This is a genomic window from Pseudomonas fluorescens (genome assembly GCF_902497775.2).
In the GTDB taxonomy this organism is placed as follows: domain Bacteria; phylum Pseudomonadota; class Gammaproteobacteria; order Pseudomonadales; family Pseudomonadaceae; genus Aquipseudomonas; species Aquipseudomonas putida_F.
In genome coordinates this window covers 1,708,447-1,729,506 of sequence record NZ_OZ024668.1, presented here as the reverse complement: position 1 = coordinate 1,729,506, position 21,060 = coordinate 1,708,447, and the positions used below count along the sequence as shown (strand labels likewise).

The 21,060-nt window shown below is 62.9% G+C and carries 19 protein-coding genes; 10 read left to right on the top strand and 9 right to left on the bottom strand.

Features of this window, described 5'->3' with window-relative positions; all coding sequences use genetic code 11:
* Positions 1-20: 20 nt before the first annotated feature.
* Complete coding sequence (locus F8N82_RS08015) at positions 21-578, bottom strand: carboxymuconolactone decarboxylase family protein (RefSeq protein ID WP_038994731.1); 558 nt, start codon at positions 576-578, stop codon at positions 21-23.
* Positions 579-684: 106 nt separating this feature from the next.
* Between F8N82_RS08015 and F8N82_RS08010 the strand changes: the two genes are divergently transcribed.
* Positions 685-1,596, top strand: coding sequence for an AraC family transcriptional regulator (locus tag F8N82_RS08010; RefSeq protein WP_038994730.1), 912 nt, complete (start codon positions 685-687; stop codon positions 1,594-1,596).
* A 139-nt stretch (positions 1,597-1,735) separates the two neighbouring features.
* Positions 1,736-3,361, top strand: coding sequence for a methyl-accepting chemotaxis protein (locus F8N82_RS08005; protein WP_038994728.1), 1,626 nt, complete (start codon positions 1,736-1,738; stop codon positions 3,359-3,361).
* A 63-nt stretch (positions 3,362-3,424) separates the two neighbouring features.
* Here F8N82_RS08005 and F8N82_RS08000 read toward each other — a convergent pair whose 3' ends face one another.
* Positions 3,425-3,778: a DUF1428 domain-containing protein gene (locus tag F8N82_RS08000; RefSeq protein ID WP_038994727.1), complete on the bottom strand. Its 354-nt coding sequence runs from the start codon at positions 3,776-3,778 to the stop codon at positions 3,425-3,427.
* Between the two features lie 168 nt (positions 3,779-3,946).
* Here F8N82_RS08000 and F8N82_RS07995 point away from each other — a divergent pair, with 168 nt between their 5' ends.
* The 4 genes from F8N82_RS07995 (at position 3,947) to F8N82_RS07980 (ending at position 9,771) form a co-directional block, all read left to right on the top strand.
* The gene (locus F8N82_RS07995; RefSeq protein ID WP_038994726.1) at positions 3,947-4,810 is read left to right on the top strand and encodes a LysR family transcriptional regulator; all 864 of its coding nucleotides are present in this window, start codon (positions 3,947-3,949) and stop codon (positions 4,808-4,810) included.
* A 166-nt stretch (positions 4,811-4,976) separates the two neighbouring features.
* A complete protein-coding gene (locus tag F8N82_RS07990) occupies positions 4,977-7,343 on the top strand; it encodes a type VI secretion system Vgr family protein (protein WP_080764715.1) in 2,367 nt (788 codons plus the stop codon).
* Complete coding sequence (locus tag F8N82_RS07985; RefSeq protein ID WP_038994725.1) at positions 7,343-8,212, top strand: hypothetical protein; 870 nt, start codon at positions 7,343-7,345, stop codon at positions 8,210-8,212. Before F8N82_RS07990 ends, F8N82_RS07985 begins: the two co-directional genes overlap by 1 nt.
* Positions 8,213-8,214: 2 nt before the next feature.
* Positions 8,215-9,771 carry a type VI immunity family protein gene (locus tag F8N82_RS07980; protein ID WP_038994724.1) on the top strand — a complete coding sequence of 519 codons (1,557 nt, stop codon included), beginning with the start codon at positions 8,215-8,217 and terminating at the stop codon, positions 9,769-9,771.
* A gap of 17 nt (positions 9,772-9,788) precedes the next feature.
* Here F8N82_RS07980 and F8N82_RS07975 read toward each other — a convergent pair whose 3' ends face one another.
* The 5 genes from F8N82_RS07975 to F8N82_RS07955 all read right to left on the bottom strand — a co-directional run bounded on the left by F8N82_RS07975 (position 9,789) and on the right by F8N82_RS07955 (position 16,022).
* Complete coding sequence (locus F8N82_RS07975; protein WP_038994723.1) at positions 9,789-10,943, bottom strand: HPP family protein; 1,155 nt, start codon at positions 10,941-10,943, stop codon at positions 9,789-9,791.
* A gap of 215 nt (positions 10,944-11,158) precedes the next feature.
* Positions 11,159-12,418 carry an MFS transporter gene (locus F8N82_RS07970; RefSeq protein WP_038994722.1) on the bottom strand — a complete coding sequence of 420 codons (1,260 nt, stop codon included), beginning with the start codon at positions 12,416-12,418 and terminating at the stop codon, positions 11,159-11,161.
* 10 nt (positions 12,419-12,428) lie between these two features.
* Complete coding sequence (locus tag F8N82_RS07965) at positions 12,429-13,115, bottom strand: hypothetical protein (RefSeq protein WP_038994721.1); 687 nt, start codon at positions 13,113-13,115, stop codon at positions 12,429-12,431.
* Positions 13,116-13,284: 169 nt separating this feature from the next.
* On the bottom strand, positions 13,285-14,634 hold the full coding sequence (locus tag F8N82_RS07960) for a sigma-54-dependent transcriptional regulator (protein WP_038994719.1): 1,350 nt from the start codon (positions 14,632-14,634) through the stop codon (positions 13,285-13,287).
* Positions 14,619-16,022 carry an ATP-binding protein gene (locus F8N82_RS07955; protein ID WP_224793879.1) on the bottom strand — a complete coding sequence of 468 codons (1,404 nt, stop codon included), beginning with the start codon at positions 16,020-16,022 and terminating at the stop codon, positions 14,619-14,621. Before F8N82_RS07955 ends, F8N82_RS07960 begins: the two co-directional genes overlap by 16 nt.
* A gap of 277 nt (positions 16,023-16,299) precedes the next feature.
* Here F8N82_RS07955 and glsB point away from each other — a divergent pair, with 277 nt between their 5' ends.
* On the top strand, positions 16,300-17,220 hold the full coding sequence (gene glsB / locus F8N82_RS07950) for a glutaminase B (RefSeq protein ID WP_038994717.1): 921 nt from the start codon (positions 16,300-16,302) through the stop codon (positions 17,218-17,220).
* Positions 17,221-17,324: 104 nt separating this feature from the next.
* Positions 17,325-17,879, top strand: a complete 555-nt coding sequence (locus F8N82_RS07945) for an AAA family ATPase (protein ID WP_038994716.1) — start codon at positions 17,325-17,327, stop codon at positions 17,877-17,879.
* A gap of 238 nt (positions 17,880-18,117) precedes the next feature.
* Here F8N82_RS07945 and F8N82_RS07940 read toward each other — a convergent pair whose 3' ends face one another.
* Complete coding sequence (locus F8N82_RS07940) at positions 18,118-18,525, bottom strand: MerR family transcriptional regulator (protein ID WP_038994715.1); 408 nt, start codon at positions 18,523-18,525, stop codon at positions 18,118-18,120.
* An 82-nt stretch (positions 18,526-18,607) separates the two neighbouring features.
* Here F8N82_RS07940 and F8N82_RS07935 point away from each other — a divergent pair, with 82 nt between their 5' ends.
* Positions 18,608-19,438 (top strand): alpha/beta fold hydrolase, encoded by an 831-nt coding sequence (locus F8N82_RS07935; RefSeq protein WP_038994714.1) that lies wholly within the window; start codon positions 18,608-18,610, stop codon positions 19,436-19,438.
* Positions 19,439-19,639: 201 nt separating this feature from the next.
* Here F8N82_RS07935 and F8N82_RS07930 read toward each other — a convergent pair whose 3' ends face one another.
* Complete coding sequence (locus F8N82_RS07930; protein WP_038994713.1) at positions 19,640-20,170, bottom strand: glyoxalase superfamily protein; 531 nt, start codon at positions 20,168-20,170, stop codon at positions 19,640-19,642.
* Positions 20,171-20,402: 232 nt separating this feature from the next.
* Between F8N82_RS07930 and F8N82_RS07925 the strand changes: the two genes are divergently transcribed.
* On the top strand, positions 20,403-21,017 hold the full coding sequence (locus F8N82_RS07925) for a dihydrofolate reductase family protein (RefSeq protein ID WP_038994712.1): 615 nt from the start codon (positions 20,403-20,405) through the stop codon (positions 21,015-21,017).
* Positions 21,018-21,060 lie beyond the last annotated feature (43 nt).

The window sequence follows — 21,060 nt, the reverse complement described above, 5'->3', positions numbered from 1 at the left end:
TGCGCTGGCGCCAGGGGTCGTCAGGCCGAAGGCTGCCAGCGGTACTTGCTCAGCTCGTCATTGAGCGGCGTTTGGGCGAACACATTAGCAAAGTTGCACAGGGTTGCCAGACTTACGCCGAGGATCACCTCAAGCGCGTTGCCTTCGCTGTAGCCGGCTTCACGGAAGGCACCGTAGCCGGCCTCGCTGACATTGCCGCGGGTGGCGATCACTTCGCGGGTGAACGCCGCCAGGGCTTCGAGCTTCTCTTGCGGTAACTCGCCCTTGGCGCGCAGGGCATCGACCACCTCTTGCGGCAGCTTGGCCTTGTTCAGCGCCACGGCGGTGTGGCCGGCCACGCAGAAGTCGCAGCCGTGGTTGGTGGCGGCGATCAACTGCACCACTTCACGCTCGGCCAGGCTCAGTTCGGCCTTGCCGTTGAGGGCCGAGACGGTGACATAGGTTTCCAGCGCCGCCGGGGCGTTGGCCAGCACGCCGAGCAGGTTGGGAATGAACCCGGAGGCTTTCTGGGCGTTTTCCAGGTAAGGACGGGCAGCCTCTGGGGCGCTTTGCAGTGTATGGACAGTGACGCGCGACATGGAGTGGACTCCTGCATACTAGGGGTGTGCCACAAGTCTGTTGGTTATAAGAATTACCTGCCATATTCTGCAGTCGCTATTACTTGCTCCTGAGTCTTTTCATTAGATGATTTCGTCCAGCCCGGTAGTCGATTGGTTATTAGAAAGCCTTGAGCTAGACGCCAGCCTGTTCCATGTCGGGCGCTATTGTGGCGGCTGGCACGCCAGCACCCACGGCCTGGCCCGGGCCAGTTTCCACCTGATCGTCCAGGGCCATTGCTGGCTGCATATCGACGGCCAGGCCGAGGCGATTGGCCTGCACGCCGGCGATGCGGTGTTCCTGCTGCGCGACTTCAACTATCGGCTGTCCAACGCCGAGGAGTGCGAGCTGGCCCAGCAGCAACCGCGCCAAATCATGCAAGCACTGGACAGTGCCGCCACGGATGGCGTGGGCCTGGTGTGCGGTTTCTTTCATTTTCAGCCGGGCCTGTCGTCGCTGATCATCGAGGGCCTGGACGACTGGATCATCCTGCGCGCCGGCGACCCGGCACTGAGTGCCGCGCGGGCCTTGTTCGAGCTGATCCTGGCCGAATGCCAACGCCTGCCCGCGCCCTCCTCGGCCCTGCTCGAACGCCTGAGCCACCTGCTGTTTTTGTACGTGCTGCGCCAACGGGTCAGTGATGACCAAGGCATCAGCGGACTGGTCGCGCTGGCCCGCCACGCCAACTTTGCCAGCCTGCTCGAACAACTGATCGAACACCCCGAACAGCCCTGGTCGCTGGAAAGCATGGCGGCCTGCACCGGGCTTTCGCGTTCGGCGTTCTTCAAGCGTTTCAGCGAGCTGGCCGGGCAATCGCCGGGGCAGGTATTGCTGGCCCTGCGCATGCGTCATGCCTGCCGCTTGCTCAAGGCCAACAACACCGTCGAGCAGGTCTGCGCGGCAGTGGGCTATCAATCGATTGCCGCCTTCACCCGCGCCTTCAGCAAGGCCGTCGGGGTGCAGCCGGGGGCGTATCGGCGCCAGCATGAGGGGCGCTGAGGCAAACAACGTGCGGTAATCGAACACAAGCGGCCTTGGCCCTCTCAAGTCAGTCAGCAGTCACTCCGATAGCAGTCCACCCACCGCCGTTTCACCGGCAAAGAGTGGCGCTGATAACAACTCGAGGAGTACTGCCCGCATGTTCGCCGACCTGAAAATCCGCACCGGTATGTTCTGGGTGCTGTCGCTGTTCAGCCTGACCTTGCTGTTCTCCACAGTCAGTGCCTGGCGCGCGGCGGTGGGTAGCGACCAGCAGATCACCGAACTGGACCAGACCGCGCACCAGTCGGACCGCCTGAACAATGCGTTGCTGATGGCCATCCGCGCCAGCGCCAACGTCTCCTCGGGCTTTATCGAACAGACCGGCGGCCACAGCGAGAGCGCCAACAAACGCCTGCAGCTCTCGCAAGCGCTGCTGGGCAACAGCGCGCAGTTGATCGACGAGCTGGTCGGCAATGCCCAGGAGCCGACCTTCAAAACCCTGGCCGTGGAACTGCAAAGCACCTTCGGCGACTACGCCGAGGCCGTCGCCGGCCAGCGCGAAGCGACCCGCAACAACGACCTGCAGCACTACTTTCAGGTCAACACCGACGCCGGCAACGCCATGGGCCGCTTGCAGGCGCTGCGGCAAAAACTGGTGGCGGCGCTGAACGAGCGCAGCCAGCAGATCATGCTCGAATCCGACCGGCGCCTGAGCAGCGCCCAGGTGCTGAGCGTGGTGCTGGGGCTGCTGACTTTGCTGCTCGCCGCGTTGTGCTGGAGCTTTATCGCCCAGCGCGTGCTGCGCCCGCTGCGTGAAGCCGGCCTGCACTTCCAGCGCATAGCCGGCGGCGACTTGAGCGTGCCGGTGACGGTGCACAGCAGCAACGAGATTGGCCAGCTGTTCAGCGAACTGCAGCGCATGCAGCACAGCCAACGCGACACCCTCGGGCAGATCAGCGGCTGCGCCACGCAACTGGCCGAGGCGGCCGGTGCGCTCAACGGCATTACCGAACAGAGCTCGCAGAGCTTGCGCCAACAAGACCAGGAGCTGGAACAGGCCGCCACCGCCGTCACCGAAATGACCACCGCCGTGGAGGAAGTGGCGCGCAATGCCGTGTCGACCTCGCAAGCAGCCAGCGCCTCCAACGAACTGGCCGAACAAAGCCGCCGCCAGGTCAGCGACAACCTCGATGGCACCCAGGCCATGGCCCGAGAAGTGCAGACCAGCAGCGAGCACCTGGAGCAACTGGCCGGGCAGATTCGCGACATCGGCCAGGTGCTGGAGGTGATTCGCTCGGTGTCGGAGCAAACCAACCTGCTGGCGCTCAATGCCGCCATCGAAGCGGCCCGTGCTGGTGAAGCCGGGCGCGGTTTTGCCGTGGTCGCCGACGAGGTCCGCACCCTCGCCTACCGCACCCAGCAATCGACCCAGGAAATCGAGCAGATGATCGGCCGGGTGCAACAGGGTACCGAAGCGGCGGTGGCATCGATGCAGGCCAGTACCCAGCGGGCGCAGTCGACCCTGGGCATTACCCAGGCCTCGGGGCAGGTGCTGGAAGGCATCTACAGCGCAATTGGCGAAATCAACGAGCGCAACCTGGTGATTGCCAGCGCGGCGGAGGAACAGGCACAAGTGGCGCGGGAGGTGGATCGCAACCTGCTGAACATCCGCGAACTGTCGACCCGTTCGGCGACGGGCGCACAGCAGACCAGCGAAGCCAGCCAAGCGTTGGCCGCGCTGGCCGGGCAGCTGACGGCGCTGGTAGCGCGCTTCAGGGTTTAGCCCTATCGCGGGTCAAGCCCGCTCCTACAGACTCTGTGGGAGCGGGCTTGACCCGCGAACAATCTAGGCATCCACCAGAATGTTGAACCCACCAAATATCAGCCGCATACCATCAAACGGCATCGGGTTCTTGTCTGGCTGCAAACGCGGGTCCTGCATCATCTTCTGCATCCCCGCATCGCGTACCTCGCGCGACGGCCAGAGGACCCAGGAAAACACCACCGTCTCGTCTTCCCTGAGCTTCACGGCCATGGGGAACGAGGTGATCTTGCCGTCCGGAACATCATCGCCCCAGCACTCGACGACCTTAAGGGCACCACATTCCTTGAACACCACAGCGGCCTCCTCGGCGTGCTTTTTGAAGGCGTCGCGGTTGGCGGTGGGGACTGCGAGAACGAAACCGTCTACATAGGACATGGGCTGTACTCCTGCTTGTATGGGTACAGGGTGGTCGATCAGGCTGGCGCGCAATCGACAGGTGCAGCGCCCGAGGCGACCGAAGGTCATTTGCCAACAATGCCCAGCCCCTGCCCCATTGCGGTGCAAAGCCTTTACAATGACTCACCGCAAAAACTGGCTGCCCCCATGGATATCGAGCTGGCCCGCACCTTCCTTGAAATCGTTCGCACCGGCAGCCTGGTGTCCGCTGCCGAGCGCCTGCACGTCACCCAGACGGCCATCACTGCGCGAGTGCAAAAACTCGAGCAGCAGCTCGCCTGCCAGCTGTTCATCCGCAGCCGCAGCGGCGCCAGCCTCACCGCCGATGGCGAGGCCTTCGTGGTTTACGCCAACCAGCTGGTGCAAACCTGGGAAGCCGCCCGCCGCGACCTGCCTCTGCCCGAAGGCTGCCACCAGGTACTGCACATCGGCGGCGAAGTCAGCCTCGGCAACCCCATGGTGCTGGGCTGGGTCAGCGCCCTGCACCGGGAAATGCCCGGCCACGCCATTCGCAGCGAAGTCAGCGACGGCGAGTCGTTGCTGCACAAAGTGGAAATGGGCGTGCTCGACGCCGTGCTGGTCTACCAGCCCACCTACGGCCCGGGCCTGCAGGTGGAACAGCTGATGGAAGAGAAACTGATCCGCATCCGCCGCAAGGACAAGCCCGAGCCCTACGTGTACATCGACTGGGGCCAGGCCTTTCGCCGCCGCCACGACGCCGCCCTGCCCGAATGCGCGCGCCCGGCGCTGAGCTTCAACCTCGGGCCGCTGGCGCTGCAGTATATCCTCGAACACGGCGGCAGCGGCTACTTCCGTACCCGTGTGGTGCAGGCGTACCTGGACAGCGGCGTATTCGAGCGCGTGCCACAAGCGCCGGAGTTCACCTACCCCACTTACCTGGTATATGCCCGCGAGCGCGACAACGAAGCGTTGCAGCAGGCGTTCAGGGTGTTGCGCGAAGTGGTTGCCGGTGAGAGCGACTGGTCACAGCGCTGGGATCCGGTGATCTGACACAACGCCATCTGTTCCGACACATCTGACAGACAAAAGCGAAGGACACTGTAGGACCTCTCTTGATTGCAGCTCATCCCTTGAGGCGTGAGCTAGCACCTGCCTAGATTTCCCGGGGTTGCCCGTACCGCCCCCGCCATCTGCCGGCCACGACAAGAGAGCCCTCATGCCCCGCCAAAGCGACCTGCGCTTCACCTTCGAGCCCCTGCAGGGCGATGCCTTCGAGGTGGTCGAGTTCCAGCTTGAAGAAGGCCTGTCCCAGCCCTTTCACCTGAGCCTGGAACTGGCCAGCCATGACCCGGCCGTCGACTTCAACCGCGTGCTCGACCTTGCCGCGCTGTTCACTATCTGGCGGGGCGACACCCCGGTGCGCTACGTGCACGGCCTGGTCAGCCTGTTCAGCCAGGGCGACACCGGCTTTCGCCGCACCCGCTACCGCGCCGTGGTCGAGCCGAGCCTGGCCCGCGCCGGCCTGCGCTCGAACTGGCGGATGTTCCAGGGCCAGAGCGTGCCCGAGATCATCCTCGCGGTGCTCAAGGCCCAGCGCTTGAGCGAGGTCAAGACCTACCTGTGCTTCGACCACCCGCCGCGCGAGTACTGCGTCCAGGCCGGCGAAAGCGACCTCGACTTCATCGCCCGCCTGGCCGCCGAAGAAGGCCTGCTGTACAGCTTTGAGCACCGTGCCGACGGCCATACCTTGTGGCTCACCGACCGCGTCGGCGGCCTGGGCACCATCGGCACCCATGAGCACTGCCCGGTGCACTACCAGCCGCTCGCCGGCGGCGACAGCGCCGAGCCCGCCCTGCACCGCTTTCACTACACCGAACAGGTGCGCAGCGCGCGCCAGGTGCAGCGCGACTACACCTTCACCCACCCCTACTACAACCTGCAGCACAACGCCGTCGGCGCCAGTGACCTCGACCACCAGCACACTGACTACGAACGCTACGACTACCCCGGCCGCTACAAGCGCGACGCCAGCGGCAAGCCCTTCACCAAGACCCGCCTGACCGCCCTGCGCAGCGACGCCCGCCTGGCCCACATGGAAGGCGACGACGCCCGCCTGCAACCGGGCCTGGCCTTCGACCTCAACGACCATCCGCGCGAGGACTTCAACGACCGCTGGCGCACCCTCGCCATCGAACACCACGGCACGCAGCACAGCAGCCTGCTCGAAGAAGCCTTTGGCAGCGACAGCGGCACCGCCTACCGGCTCAGCGCCAGCGCCATCCGCTGGGACGCCGACTGGAAAGCGCCGCTACGGGCCAAACCGTGCATCGACGGCCCGCAGATCGCCACCGTGGTCGGCCCGCCCGGCGAAGAGATCTACTGCGACGAATGGGGCCGGGTCAAAGTCAGCTTCCCCTGGGACCGCGACAGCAACCAGGACGACCACAGCTCCTGCTGGATCCGCGTCGCCCAGGGCTGGGCCGGCGCCACCTGGGGCGCCATGGCCATCCCGCGGGTCGGCCAGGAACTGATCATCAGCTACCTGGACGGCGACCCCGACCAACCCATCGCCACCGGCCGCGCCTACCGCGAAACCAACCTGCCGCCGTATCAACTGCCCAAGCACAAGACACGCATGACAATCAAAAGCCGCAGCCACAAGGGCCAGGGCTTCAACGAGCTGCGTTTTGAGGATGAGCTGGGGCAGGAAGAGGTGTTCATCCATGCCCAGAAGGACAAGAACGTTCATATCAAGCACAACAATGGGGTGTTTGTTGGCAATGATCGCAGTGAGAAGGTCGAGCGCGATGAGCAGATCGAGATCGGCCACGACCGCAGCGAACGGGTCGGTAACGATGAGCGGGTTGAAGTTGGGCAGGATCAGTATCTGCAGGTGGGGCGTGATCGCTTTCAGACCATTGGCCGCAACCACTCGCTCAACATCGGTGGCGATCGTATCGAGGAAGTGGCCAATAGTCGATTCGAGAAAATTGCCGCTGACTATCACTCCGAAGTTGGGGGCAACGCTCAGCATTCGGTGAGAAACGCCTATCAGCTGTCTGCCCGCCACAGTATCGAGCAAAAGACTACCCGCTTCGAAGTTGCCGCAGGCGAGCGAATCGAGCTCAAGGCCGCTGGCGGGAGTATCACCATCGATTCCAGGGGCATCACCCTCGACGGATTGACCATTCATTTCAAGGGAACGGTGACCAGCGATGCAAACGGATCGGGTAATTCGTTTACCCATGCACCTCCCTCTCCCGCTCCACTCGGCAATTGTCTGGGCCGCTACACACTGGTGAAGAACGATCAACGCGCCTTCTCAGGTTACCGGTACCGCATCAGTACTGGCGCGAGCGTACTCGCCGAAGGCTTGACCCGCACTTCAGGCGAAACCGATTGGGTGACAACCGAGAACGTCCAAGCCGTGCAGGTCCATAAGGCCGTCATGCGTGAAGACCAACGGATCACCGAGGACTGGCAGTCAAAAGTGGCTGCGATCGACTGGCAAGCTGCTGAGTACAGTGCAGATGAATTGTTTCCGGACGCATTGATTGACTATTACATGGGAGTAGATGACTGATGCCAGCCCCCGCCGCTATTGCGCGTGTAATCGAGGCCGCCTATCGCGCCTACAGGGCGCATCAGGTTTCTGAGGCTGTAAAGAGCGCAGCAGAGCTGGCCGAATTCGCGCACGAGATTACTGAGCGCAGAAACAAGATCAAGCAAGTTCTTCAAGCCACCATAGAGAAGATGGCGCAGGAAGTTGACACCAAAAGTTCAACCTTTGCTCAAGTCGACCACGGTGGCAATAGCACCGTATCCAGAAGAGGCAATGAAAATATAACGTTCAAGGAGTTCATTGAGCGCAAGGTTCCCTTTCGCCCTGCCATTAGCCAGGTGTGTACCACTGCGTTGCAAATACCCATCAAAACACCTCGACGGATTCGCAAGAAGATTGGTGATGGATTGGTAAACAGCACAATCGAGATCGCACTCAAGCAACTCACTGCCTCGTTGTTTTTCGAAGCCATTGACGAGGCGCTGGACTGGCGCAGCCCACTCAAGGCTGAACCCAATTACAACCGTGCTAGCAGCAAAGCTCTGCTGGGTGAACCACCGACACGGCCCAAGCGCTTTGGCAAGGTGACGTCATTCTGGCCGCGACCTCGGGGAAGCCTTGCACCGGACTTGGTGGTAGTCGAGTACCGACAAGAACCCTTTGAAATCGAAAACGTTTTTGCGGCAGTCGAAATCAAGTTCCCCAGGGATTGGGCCAAGGCGATACAGATGAAGGAATACGTCGACCTCATGACGCCAAAATCCGGGGTGAATCGAGAGAAGATCGGCAAAGAAAAAGTAGCACTGCTGCGGGTTCCGGAAGATTGCACTGGTTTTGAAGCGGACGAAAAGAAAACAACTCCCTCTGCACAAACACGGAAGAAGAGATAACCATGAGCACTACTCACCAATTATTCACCTCCGAAGAGCGGGACTTGTTTGTCAAATTACTGAAAGAATGGCCAAACTCGGAATCTGGCAACACAGAAGCCACCTATAGTGTTACACCATTCATCACCTTCTATTTCTTGCCAAAAGAAGAAGAAAACAAAGAAGTTTCAGCACTGTTAGTTGATATTCACGAGGAGTTTGAACAGCTGGCCGGGTACCCCTATAGCATCTTCATGCACGGCGCCGCTGCACGCCCTCGTCGCTATGATGCATTGCACCGCCCTGACCTTCGAACACTGGCCAGAAAAACTGAGCCATACGAATACTTTGTCTTCGAGTTCACCGATGAAGAAAACCATGCCTCTTCACCGACGACGGCCGGCTACTTTTGGCGCAGCAAGTTCAAAGCGGCCGACTGGAAAACCGCTTATTCATCCATAGTCTTTTACTACCGCTGGCAATGGTGGCTGGACAACCGCGAGGCGTGGCGGAAATTTGTGCTCAAGACCATTGACCGGCTCAAAGCAGACCAGGTCTATAGCGGTTTCGCCATGGCCAACCCGCTGGAGTTCGGCACACGTGCCGCCGTCACAACCTGGGAGCGTGCCTTGACACCTGCGTTCTACGGCTTGGATATCGACTACCCGTACGGGATGGACAACGAGTTACTCAACGGTATTCGCCCGCCTACGTGGGCCTTTTTGCTCGCCGACCCCTGGCGCGAGAAACTTGACCTGACGCGTGAGCAAGTGCACAACGCCCTGGCGCATCCGCGCATCAATATCACCGAATTGCAAAGCGGCCTATGGATCGAACTGGGCGAACAACCGGAGCTCTATCCCGCGGAGTATGGCGTGCCTGAGTTGCCAATGCTGTTGAACAAATTGTTAAAGCCCATTCGCTACGACGACTTGGGGTTATTGGGATTTGGTCAATGGGACGGCGATCCCAACGAGCGCTTCACCGACGCGGACGGCCGTCGCTGGATGGGCCGATTTGATGCCGACAGCGACTGGCCCACACCCTTCATGCGCGTTGGCGCGCTGCCGACGAAGACGTGCGCCCTGCCACCTGCACCGGCATGCGCCGTCGCCGGTATGCCATGCCTCCAAGCCGGCGTTTGGCGCATGATTGGCCAGGCGGACAGCCGCCGAGTGTTTAAACAGGGGGACATCCTGCCCCACTTGAGCAATGAGTCGGATGACGGCTTTGTGATCTGGCAGCGCGACCCTGACCAGACCCCGCCGGAACCGGCTCGTTACGCCAAAAGCCATGAGCCGGCTCCTCGCGCAGGGCGCTGGGAACTTGAGAGCGACCCGTGCGTGTCATGCGAACTGCGCGTGAATGATCTGCTACCGCGTCATGCAGATCAGATTGTGCGCTGGCGCTGGCTTGGCTTCGGGCTTCGTGTACTCAGTGGGTCACTGTGTCCATATCCTGGAACATGGGTATGTGAGTACAAAACTGGCAGCAAGCGCTTTTTCGAATACGAGGCCCCTATGCCGACCATCGACGGCGAAAAAGTAGTCTGGTTTTGGTTGACCATATCGCCCCTGTGAGACTTGCTACTTAGTGGTCATTCATCGTATCGGCCGACCAACCCAACCTCACTCAACAACTGCCGCTTGAGCCCGGCAATCAGATCAGTCTGGGTAATCACCCCCACCAGCACCTCGCCGTCCATCACCGGCAAGCAATGCAGCCCCTGCTCGCTGAGCAACGGAATCAGCGCCACCGCCGGCTCGTCGCTGCGCACGGTGATTACCGGGCGGCTCATGATCTGTTCCAGCAGCACCTTGGGCCTGCGCCCGAGCACTGCGCGCCAGCTGAAACGCCCTTGGGCCATGGCCGGGCCGACCAGGTCGGTCAGGCTGACAATCCCTACCAGGCGCCGCGCATCATCGAGCACCGGCAAGGTGTGCAAATGGTGGTTCGACAACAACTGCCAGGCCTGTTGCAAGGTGGTCTGCGGGGTTGCCAGCTGCACATCGCGCGACATCACCGAGGCGGCGGTAATGCCACCCAGGCTGCGTTTGAGTGCGTGTTGCTCGGTGGCCATGATGATGCGTTCGAGCTCGTCGCGGGTGACGTCGACGAACTCGCCGAGCTCTTCCAGCGCCTGGTCGAGGTCCTCGCCGCTGACCCCGACCCGCTCCCCCGGCAGCACGTCGGCGGTGTGGTGCAGGTCTTTGCGCGGTGCGGCGGTCTTCGGGTAGCGCACGCCGGTCAGGCGGTTGTAGATCACCGCCACGGCCACCAGCACCAGGGCATTGAGCATGATCGGCTCGAACACCTGGTCGCCCATCGCCGCCAGTGACGAGTCCGCCAGCACCACGCTCACCGCCACGCCGCCGCCCGGCGGGTGCAGGCAACGCAGCAGGCACATCACCAGGATCGCCACGCCCAGGGCCAGGGCCGCGACCCACAAGGCCGAGCCAAAGCAGTGATGCAGTACCAGCCCCACTGCTGTCGCGCTGGCATAGCTGCCAATAAACGGCCAGGGCTGCGCCAGCGCCCCGGAGTGCACGGCAAACAGCAGCACCGCCGAGGCCGCCAACGGCCCGAGCAGGTGCAGCGCCACCGTCGGGCCAAAGGCCAGGCTACAGGCGAAACCTGCGAGAAACAGACCGAGCAGCGCGCCGACGCCTGCGCGCAGCCATTCTTTCGGGGGGATGTTCAGAGGGGCCGGCAGCAGCCGGCTGAACCCGTTGTTCAGACTGCGGGTAGACATGGGTAGATCGGGCACCTGGGCAGTAAAAAAACCCGGCCAAAATGGCTGGGCTGAGTATTGCGAGGGGCAATACCTAATAGGCTCCGTCCGTGGAGATGGAATTTTTGAGTGTTGCGTTGAGGGGATTCTGCCGGGGTTGCGGTGGGGGGTGGTAATTCAAAAAAGTGAGGGGTGGGTGCAGTTTTTTTGAGGGATGGGCAGCGGCAGGCCGGTATCTAGCGATCCGCGCCGGCACCTTGGCCCAGTCGGCGAGCAGGTTGGGAGACGATGCCAAAGTGATAGGTGAGTAGTCCGATTGCGGCCACGGTGCCCAGCGCGACGAAGGCTGCGCTATAGCCGAAACGATGCGCGATCCAACCGGCGAGTGCGTGACTCATGGCCGCGCCTATCCCTTGGATCGCCATCACGGCACCAAGCCCTGCATTGACGTGTCCAGTGCCGCGCAGGATGCACGCGACAAGCCCAGGCAAGGCGACACCCAGCAGACCCGCCCCGATTCCGTCAAGGGCCTGTACCGGAATCAGTGCCCACGGGGACGCCCAGAAACCGGCGATCAGCCCTCGCAAGGGTAAAGCCAACAGGGCGGTAATGATCAGTACCCGATACCCGTGCCGAGAGGCATACCATCCAGCCCAAAGCGCCACAGGAACCATCACTAGCTGCGCCACGATGACGGTCGATGCCGTGAAGACGCTGGGGTCCGCCAGCCCGCGCGTGACGATCGACTGCGCAAACAAGGGCAGCATCGCGGCATTGCCCAGGTGGAACAGCAGCATCGTGATCGCGAGCAGGCCCAGCTCGCGCGAGTCCGTCAAAATCCGCAACATGGAAGGCGAAGGACTGCCACCTTGCGCAGGCTGGTTGCAAGTGAGGTCTGCACCACGGGCCCGCTCATGATTGATGTCCTGCGGATGGATCTTGCACAAACAAGCAAGCGCCGCGCACGCCATCAGGGCCATCAATACGAATACGGCTGACAGCCCCCAGCGGTAGCCTGCCAGTCCGGCCAATGCAGCCGCGACCACGTTGCCGGCATGGTTCCAGGCCTCGTTGATGCCAAGCTGCCGAGACAGGTCCCTCTGATCCACGATGCCCAAGGTAATACCCATGATGCCGGCGCCCATCAACGCCCCCACGGCACCGGTCACCAGCTGAGAGGCGACCACGACGCCGAACGACGGTACCGTCCATAGCGCCGCCGTGGCGAGCATGAGCATGACGGTGGCACTTGCCAGTAGAAGTCGCTTGTAGCGCGAAGCGTCGATCCAGGCTCCCATCGGCGTGGTCGCCAGCATGCCTGCGACGCCGCCGATGGCCATCACGTAGCCGATGTCATCGGCTCGCCAGCCTTGACTGGCCAGAAGCACACCGAGAAAGGGCCCCAGGCCGTCACGGACGTCGGCCAGGAAGAAGTTCAGGCCGGACAGCCAGCTCCGCGAGCTGGCGTGCGTCGGGGTTATGCAAGGCGTTGCCATCGTCACATCCTTACTGCGCACGGTCGTAGAGCGGCTCCAGGGTGGACAGCGAGGTGCCCATGCTGACGGCTTCCAACGCGGTGCCAAACACATTGCGCGTGCCCAGCCCGGATGCCGCGAACGGCGCCCCCGTCTGCACCGACAGGCGCAGGCTTTCTGGCGGGAAACGAACCATGCTGCCATCGCTCAGGATGACGCCGTTGGCCTCGCCCCGCGGACCGGTGAGCACGGCCTCCACCTGGCCTTCCACCTGCTGGGGCTGCAGGCGCTGGGCGCGCAGGTGGGCTGGCAGGACTCGGCCTTCGCCGACCGGCGGCGGCTGCTCGTACACGGTGCGCCCGCTGTCGGTGTGGACGATGGCGTCGGCCTTGACCGTGCCCCGCGCTTGCGCCCGTCCGATGATGCGCACGGCGTCCCCCACCTGGACCGCCGCAGTGAGCGCATCGGCCATGTGCGGCGCGAACTTGACAATGGTTCCCTCGCTCAGGCGCAGGCCGTCGACCTCACCGTAGGGATTGATGAGCATCCGCTGGACCTGGCCTTCCACCACGTACTGGCCCATCAGGCCAGCGGCGGCCATGCCTTGATGCGGTGTCGCAGGCAGATGAGCGGCTGGGTCGGGCGGCATGGCCTGTGCGCTGAGGTTGCACAGGCCGAATACCAGCGCAGCAGACGTGGCGATGAAATGCGTAGACATTGGAGAAGCTCCTTGGCTTGGGAAACAACACCCAACCTGTAACGCAAACACCATGCCTAACAATATTTACAACAAAATCAATTACTTATGTCAATAACGAGCCATGTACCGTCCGATCCCGTGACGCCCGGGCGTCACAGAATCGGACACCGGCTGGCCTGCGCAGGGGTCAGTCCAGCTCAAACTCGGCCAGCTTGCGGTAGAGCTGTTGGCGAGACAGACCCAGACGCCGCGCCGCCTCCGCGCGGTTACCGGCCGTCGCAGTCAGGGCACGCACAATCATCTCGCGCTCCAGGTGGGCAACGGCTTGTGCCATAGGTCCCTCCCAGTCGATGTCCAGGCCCGGGGTAGGCGCCGCCGCTGTCTGCAAGCCGATGTGCTCGACATCGATGACCGCGCCGTGGCTGAGGATGGCTGCGCGTTCCATGGCGTTGCGCAGTTCGCGCACGTTGCCGGGCCAAGGGTGGGCCAGCAGCAGCCGAGCTGCCGCTGCACTCAAGCGCTTGGGCGAGTCGCCTCCCAGCAGGCGTAGAAAGTGTTCGGCCAGCAGCAGCACGTCGCCCAGCCGCTCACGTAGCGGCGGCAGCCACAGCGGCACCACCTGCAGGCGGTACCACAGGTCTTCCCGGAAGCGCCCCTCCTTGACTGCGGCGGGCAGGTCCCGGTGCGTGGCCACGACGATGCGCACGTCCACCGGCTGGACGCGGTTGGCGCCCACGGGGGTGATCTCGCGCTCCTGCAGCACCCGCAGGATCTTCGCCTGTGTGGGCAGCGGCATGTCGCCGATCTCGTCAAGGAACAGGGTGCCGCCATCAGCCTCGCGAAAGCGCCCGGTGCGTTCGTTGACGGCACCGGTGAACGCGCCTTTGACATGACCGAACAGCTCGCTTTCCATCAGTTCAGCCGGGATCGCAGCGCAGTTCACTGCGACGAAGGGGCCGGTGGCTCTAGCGCTGTTGCGATGCAAGGCGCGCGCCACCAGCTCCTTGCCCGTGCCCGTCTCGCCAAGGATCAAGGCGGTGGCATCGGAGTTCGCAGCCAGCCCGATACGCTTGAAGACCTGGCGCATGGCCTCGCTGCCGCTGACCAGTTCGCGGCCATCCACAGGTTCTCTTGCACCAGGCGATGCCCCAGCCGCCTGCGGCCGGTCTGGGCTGGGGGCTGCTTGGCGCAAGGCCCGCTCGAGCGTTTCGACCAGGGCGACCCTGGTCACGGGCTTGGTCAGATGGTCGAACGCGCCCAGGCTCATCGCCTCGATGGTATTGCCACCACTTGCATAGGCGGTGAGCATGATGCAAGGCACCTGCGAGAGGCGCGCCGCACGGCGCAGGAACACCAGACCATCCTCTCCCGGCAGCCGCAGGTCGACGATGGCCGCATCCACGGCCTCGGTGCGCAGCCTGTGCAGGCCCGCATCGGTGGTTTGAGCCTGCAGCACCGTATGGTCCAGGTCCTGCAGCACTTCTGCAAGGCTGTCACGGAACGCAGCGTCATCGTCGACAATCAGGATTCGGGCCACGGTAGCTCCATCTCTATGCGCGTGCCCTTGGCCGACTCGGCGAGACCGACCCGCCCGCCGTGTCCCTGCACGATCTCACGCACCAGCGCCAGCCCCAGGCCGGTACCGCCTTCTCGGGTAGTGGCGAAAGGCTCGAACAACGTATCGCGCATGTCAGCCGGAATACCGCAACCATCGTCCGCCACCCACAACAGCAATGCACCACGGCGCGTGCGATGCGCACCGAGTTCGATTTCACCGCACTCTCCCGTGTGCGCCATCGCGTTGAGCAGCAGGTTGTCAAAGACCCGTGCCATTTGTGTCGGGTCGAACAGCGCCAACCCCATCGCGATATCGGACAGCTGCGGTTCAACCGCCAGTGTGATTCGTACGCCATGCTTTTGCGCCGCTTCAGCATGGGCATTGCGCTGCGTCTTCAGCCACCCCCGCAGGTCAACCGCCTGGCGCTCGGCGCGCAACGGTTGCGTCAATGCCAAGAGGCTCGACACCAGTGCCTCCAGGCGTGCCGTTTGCGACAGCACCGCCTCCAGGGCACCAACCACACGGGCTTCGCGCCGGTCGGCCGGCGCAGCCATCGCGTTTTCCGCCTTCATGCGCATCGTGCCCAACGGGTTGCGAATCTCATGCGCGAGCCCGGCGCAAACGCGCCCCAAGGTCGCCAGACGTTCGGACTGGGCCAGCTGCTCTCGCAGGTGGGCCGACTGGCGCTGCCAACGCGCAAGCATCCAGCCCAGCCATGCGCCGCAGACCACCACCAGCGCCAGCAGCAGGCTCACCGCGAGGATCAGGGTGTTGACCGTGCCTGCGGCCAACAGCGGCACGCGCAGCAGGGTCCAGGCGATCAGGCGGCGGTCATCGGTTGCCACAGGGCAGGCGGCGAACGCCACGGCTTCGCGTAAACCCGGTCGCACGTCCGCCACCAGGCCTGCGCAATCCTGCGCACGCTGGGCCGTGGAGGCAATGCGCTCCAACTCGGCACTCGGCGGATCGCGCTTGATTCCCGTGCCGTCGTAGGTTGGGAACGCGTAGGCCACCACCCCCACATCCGCTCGCCAGAAGCCGCCCTCCATGCCCGGCTGATCGCGCAGTGCCAAATCAAGCACCGCCTGTGCCGCGGCCGGGGTCATGGGATAGGGCTGATCGTCTGCAGGCGGGAGCTGCTGGCGAACGCGGGCCGCCCCCGCTTGCAGCGCCTGGCAACTGGTCGAGGTGAGTTGGCGCGCATGCGCAATCTGGGGGCCGGCGCCTTGGCGGCTGAGTATCAACAGCAGCCACCCCAGCACAAGAGCAACTGCGGCAATGGATAGCCACAGGATCAACAGATCACGTCGAACGGATGATTGCAGCGACAGGTCAAATTCCCTTTGATGTGAGGCACCGCGAGTCAATCGGTGGGCGTTTTGCCGGCAACCTTGCCAGATGGGACATTGCCGTGCAAGGAACGGTCGGTTGGCCGGCCGTTTCATAACCAGGCGTGACGTGGTTGAGCAAGGTTACGAGGTTGCAAGGGTGTGCGTAGGGGCAAGTTGTTTTCGAGTAAAAGTGCCCCGCTGCCGGGGAAGATCGTCTGTCAGAACTTCCCCAAATATGGCATTCAGCCTGATGGGCAGTGACACCTCTCTGGCCAGGGGGGATCCGACACCAACGCACCATAGGCAACACCTGATGCAAGCATTACTGCTAGAGATCCTCGACCAAGTTCGCCCCCTGCTCAGCCAGGGCCAAGTGGCGCAATACATACCCGCCCTGGCCAAGGTAGAGCCCAACCAACTGGGCATCGCCGTGCATGGTTTGGACGGTCAATTGCACTGCGCGGGGGATGCGCACACGCCCTTCTCGATCCAGAGCATTTCCAAGGTATTCAGCCTAGTGCAGGCGATCAACCACAGCGGCGAAGATCTCTGGTCGCGGCTGGGTTACGAGCCTTCCGGGCAAGCGTTCAATTCGCTGGTGCAGCTTGAGGTGGAAAAAGGCAAGCCGCGTAACCCGTTTATCAATGCCGGCGCACTGGTGATCTGCGATATCAACCAGTCCCGTTACGCCACCCCAGCGCTCTCGATGCGTGATTTTGTCCGCCGCCTGGCAGGCAACCCGCGCGTTACCAGCGACCTTGTGGTCGCGGACTCCGAATACCAGCACCGCGCACGCAATGCCGCCATGGCCTACCTGATGCAAGCGTTCGGCAATTTCCATAACGATGTTGATGCAGTGCTACGCAGTTACTTCCACCATTGCGCCTTGTCCATGAACTGCATAGACGTTGCCCGGGGCTTCGCGTTCTTGGCCAACAGCGGTTACTGCCCACATAGCGGCGAACAAGTGCTCAACCCACGCCAGGCGCAACAAGTGAATGCGATCATGGCCACCAGCGGGCTGTATGACGAGGCCGGCAACTTTGCCTACCGTGTGGGCCTGCCCGGCAAAAGCGGAGTCGGCGGCGGTATTGTCGCGATTGTGCCGGGGCGCTACAGCATCTGTGTGTGGTCACCAGCACTGAACGCCTCGGGTAACTCACTGGCGGGGCTGCGAGCGCTGGAGCTGTTGAGCGAACGCATCACCGGTTCGGTGTTTTCGGCGGTACCTTGAACCGCCCGGGCCTCAAGCGTGTTCCAGATTCCCCGCCAATCCTTCTTTAACTGCCCCTGCAAAACCCGCACAATAGCCGGCTTTTTTTGACAAGGTAGTCCCTCGTGCAACGGATCGTCATTTTGGGCAACGCCGGTAGCGGTAAGTCCACCCTCGCCCGCCTCCTCGGTAAACGCCTGGGCCTGCCGGTGGTACACCTGGACAGGCTGTTCTGGGAGCCCGGCTGGGTCGAGCCCGACGCCGAGCAGTACCGCGCACGGGTGCGCGAGGCGGTGGCGCAGGACACCTGGGTGTGCGAAGGCAACTATGCCCGGCGCACCTTTGACCTGCGCCTGCCACGCGCTGACCTGGTCATCTGGCTGGATACACCGCGCCTGACCTGCTTTATGCGGGTGATCAAGCGCAGCGTGATGAACCGCCCTCGCCCTGACCTGCCCGACGGCTGCAGCGAGAAACTGGACCGGGCGTTCCTGACCTTCTTGAAGTTTGTGTGGACATTCGATCGCGATTATCGCCCGGGGATCGAGGGGGTACGCGAGGCCATCGGGCCGCAAGTGCCGGTGGTGCATTTGCGCGGTAGCCGGCAGATTGCGGCGTTTGTCGAAGGCTTGCCCAGCAATGCCGGCTTCAGCCCAAAGGCACAGCAATCAGCGCAATGATGCGGCCGTGTATGGACCGGAGACATCGCTGACAAGCCAGCGCCCTTGAGAACGGCGCAAGTCCTGTGGGAGCGGGTCTCCCACAGGTAATACATCAACCCTGAGAACACGAAGCGGTCGTCGGCATGGCTCCTGACCTTCAGCCAACCGTCAACAGCACCGACAGTTGGCTGAGCGGGCCGCCGTGGCGGGTCCAAGGTTAACGTCAACGTCAACGTCAAGATCAAGCCTGCTCCGCTCACCCCTGCTCCAACAGCCGTTCCATCAGCATCCGCGCGTTTTCGGTGCAGGCGCGGTCTTCGGGGCGGTTTTCGATGCTGTCGATGGCCATCAGCAGTTGCGCGCGGTTCTGCGCCAGTTGCGCTTGCAGCAGTTCGATCTCGGCGACCTTGCACTTGAGCCCGGCGAGCAGCGCGTCATGCTGCCAGCCGTCGGCGTTGGCCGGCAGCAGTTGGCGAATCTCCTCCAGGCTGAAGCCGGCACCCTGGGCACTGGTGATGATTTGCAGGGTCCATAGCGCCTCCTGGGCGTAATCGCGGTAGCCGTTGGCCTTGCGCGCCACCGATCTGATCAGGCCGCTGGCTTCGTAAAAGCGAATTCGCGAGGCACTCAGGCCGCTGCGTTTCGCCAGTTCTCCTATTCTCATACCTCGCCTTCAACAGGGCATTGACCTTAAACCTCACTTTAACCCTAGGACGCAGCAAACACATCACAGAGGAGCAACGAACATGGCATTCGTCACGACTAAAGATGGCGTTGAAATCTTCTACAAGGACTGGGGCCCTCGCGACGCCCAGGTGATTTTCTTTCACCACGGCTGGCCGCTCAGCGGCGACGACTGGGATGCGCAGATGCTGTTCTTCCTGGCTCAGGGGTATCGGGTCATCGCCCATGATCGCCGCGGTCACGGGCGCTCCAGCCAGGTCTGGGATGGCCACGACATGGACCACTACGCCGATGACGTCGCGGCAGTGGTCGACCACCTGGGGGTACGCGGCGCGGTGCATGTCGGGCACTCCACCGGCGGCGGCGAAGTGGTGCATTACCTGGCCCGCCACGGCCAGGATCGCGCCAGTAAAGCGGCGATCCTCGGTGCGGTGCCACCCTTGATGGTACAAACCGCCAGCAATCCCGGCGGCCTGCCCAAATCAGTGTTCGACGACCTGCAAGCGCAGTTGGCGGCCAACCGCGCGCAGTTCTACCACGACATCCCCGCCGGGCCGTTCTACGGCTACAACCGCCCCGGGGCGACGCCGTCGCAAGGGGTGATCCTCAACTGGTGGCGCCAGGGCATGATGGGCAGCGCCAAGGCCCACTATGACGGCATCGTCGCCTTTTCGCAGACCGACTTTACCGAGGACTTGAAACGCCTCAGCCTGCCAGTGCTGGTGATGCACGGCGACGACGACCAGATCGTGCCGTACGAGAACTCAGGCCTGCTGTCGGCCAAGCTGCTCAGCAACAGTACCCTGAAAACCTACAAGGGCTTCCCCCACGGCATGCCCACCACCCATGCCGATATCATCAACGCCGATCTGCTGGCCTTTATACGCAGCTGAACCGACGGTGCCAGGGCGCTATCCTGGCACCTCGCCCGCCCCCCTGAAAAAGCCTGTTGACATTAAAGACCGGCCCGGGTGAGTTGGGCAACGCCCTGCGCGCCCGCCAGTACCGGCAGTGGATGACCCAGCGCCTGCGTTGAGGGGTGCCTTGCGATCACTGTGGGAGCGGCGCTACGACGATTCGACTTGACCCGCGATTCAGCTCTGGCAGAAGCGAATCCGGTTGCCAAACGGGTCGTAGACTTCCAGCACCTTGCCCCAGCCCTGCTCGACGATATCCGGCCGGCCGTAGCCATAGCGCTTGGCCTGCAGTTCGTCGCGCAGTTGCTCGATATTGTGCATGGGCACGAAGATCGTCGCCCCCGGGCTGGCATCGCCGTGATGTTCAGACAAATGCAATTGCAGGCCGTCGCGGCTGATGCCCAGGTACAGCGGCAAGTCAGCCTCGAAACGGTGCTCGAACTCGACGCTGAAACCGAGAAAATCCAGGTAGAACTCGCGGGCCTTGGCTTCGTCGAAACTGCGCAGGATGGGGACGGGCTTGTCGAAGCGGATCGCCGCTGGCGGAGTGCCTGCTGGCAACAATGCAGCGGCGGTGTTCCAGTCCTTGTGGCCCAGCTGCTGCGCCACCAGTTCCAGCGCGCCAGAGTGGGTCAGCTGCGGGTTTTGCGCTTGCAGCGACACGCGCAGGCGCTTGGCCATTTGTTTGGCTTGCTCGATTGAAATCATCGTTGCTCCTGAAGCCGAGGCCGTGTGGTGCCCGCGTTGCCAAACCTCGACTGCAAGAAAGCGACAGGGTTCGGGGGTGTTACATGCTTTCACCATTCCCTTGTGGGCGCGAGCGGCGGGCAGCATTAGCCTGGGGGCGATAGTACACACTTGATCGAGGCACTGTCGATTTTGCCACTGCCGGTTCGACTACTCTCAGGCAAGCCCGCCATCAGCCCCCCAGGAGACACTCATGCGCAAGCTCATCGTTGCCGCATTCACCAGCCTCGACGGCATCATCCAGGCCCCCGGCGGGCCGGAAGAAGACACCAGCGGCGGTTTCCGCTACGGCGGCTGGGTCGTGCCGTTTGCCGATCAAGCCTTTGGCGAGGCCATGCAGACGCTGTTCTCGCAGCCGTTCGAATTGCTCCTGGGGCGGCGCACCTACGACATCTTTGCCGGCTACTGGCCGCACCAGACCGACTCACCCGACCCGTTCATCGCCGACCTGTTCAACCGCGTCCCCAAACATGTCGCCACCCATCACCCCGACACCTTGGGCTGGCACAACAGCCATGCCCTGCTGGGTGAGCTGGCCGACGCAATCCGTGCACTCAAGCAGCAGCCCGGTGACACCTTGTTGACCCAGGGCAGCGGCGAGCTGGTACGCCAATTGCTGGCCGCAGGGTTGGTGGATGAGCTGCGCTTGTTGATCCACCCGATCATCCTCGGGCGCGGCAAGCGGCTGTTCGATGACCAGGCGCAAGCATCGGCCTTTACCCTGGCGGATTCGAGCAGTACGCCCAGTGGCGTGCTGATCGCCCGCTATGTGCGTGATGGAGAGGTACGCACGGGGTCGTTTGCCTAGAATGGCCCTGTGGGCGCTGACCTTGCCAGCGCCCCTGCTCTTG

Bases quoted from the DNA above. Each gene is read 5' to 3' on its own strand.
- F8N82_RS08010 (WP_038994730.1), top strand. From the start codon at position 685: ATGATTTCGTCCAGCCCGGTAGTCGATTGGTTATTAGAAAGCCTTGAG.
- F8N82_RS07930 (WP_038994713.1), bottom strand. From the start codon at position 20,170: ATGATTTCAATCGAGCAAGCCAAACAAATGGCCAAGCGCCTGCGCGTG.
- F8N82_RS07940 (WP_038994715.1), bottom strand. From the start codon at position 18,525: ATGAGAATAGGAGAACTGGCGAAACGCAGCGGCCTGAGTGCCTCGCGA.
- F8N82_RS07985 (WP_038994725.1), top strand. From the start codon at position 7,343: ATGCCAGCCCCCGCCGCTATTGCGCGTGTAATCGAGGCCGCCTATCGC.
- F8N82_RS07965 (WP_038994721.1), bottom strand. From the start codon at position 13,115: ATGTCTACGCATTTCATCGCCACGTCTGCTGCGCTGGTATTCGGCCTG.
- F8N82_RS07980 (WP_038994724.1), top strand. From the start codon at position 8,215: ATGAGCACTACTCACCAATTATTCACCTCCGAAGAGCGGGACTTGTTT.
- F8N82_RS08005 (WP_038994728.1), top strand. From the start codon at position 1,736: ATGTTCGCCGACCTGAAAATCCGCACCGGTATGTTCTGGGTGCTGTCG.
- F8N82_RS07990 (WP_080764715.1), top strand. From the start codon at position 4,977: ATGCCCCGCCAAAGCGACCTGCGCTTCACCTTCGAGCCCCTGCAGGGC.
- F8N82_RS07935 (WP_038994714.1), top strand. From the start codon at position 18,608: ATGGCATTCGTCACGACTAAAGATGGCGTTGAAATCTTCTACAAGGAC.
- F8N82_RS07925 (WP_038994712.1), top strand. From the start codon at position 20,403: ATGCGCAAGCTCATCGTTGCCGCATTCACCAGCCTCGACGGCATCATC.
- F8N82_RS07975 (WP_038994723.1), bottom strand. From the start codon at position 10,943: ATGTCTACCCGCAGTCTGAACAACGGGTTCAGCCGGCTGCTGCCGGCC.
- glsB (WP_038994717.1), top strand. From the start codon at position 16,300: ATGCAAGCATTACTGCTAGAGATCCTCGACCAAGTTCGCCCCCTGCTC.
- F8N82_RS07995 (WP_038994726.1), top strand. From the start codon at position 3,947: ATGGATATCGAGCTGGCCCGCACCTTCCTTGAAATCGTTCGCACCGGC.
- F8N82_RS08000 (WP_038994727.1), bottom strand. From the start codon at position 3,778: ATGTCCTATGTAGACGGTTTCGTTCTCGCAGTCCCCACCGCCAACCGC.
- F8N82_RS08015 (WP_038994731.1), bottom strand. From the start codon at position 578: ATGTCGCGCGTCACTGTCCATACACTGCAAAGCGCCCCAGAGGCTGCC.
- F8N82_RS07970 (WP_038994722.1), bottom strand. From the start codon at position 12,418: ATGGCAACGCCTTGCATAACCCCGACGCACGCCAGCTCGCGGAGCTGG.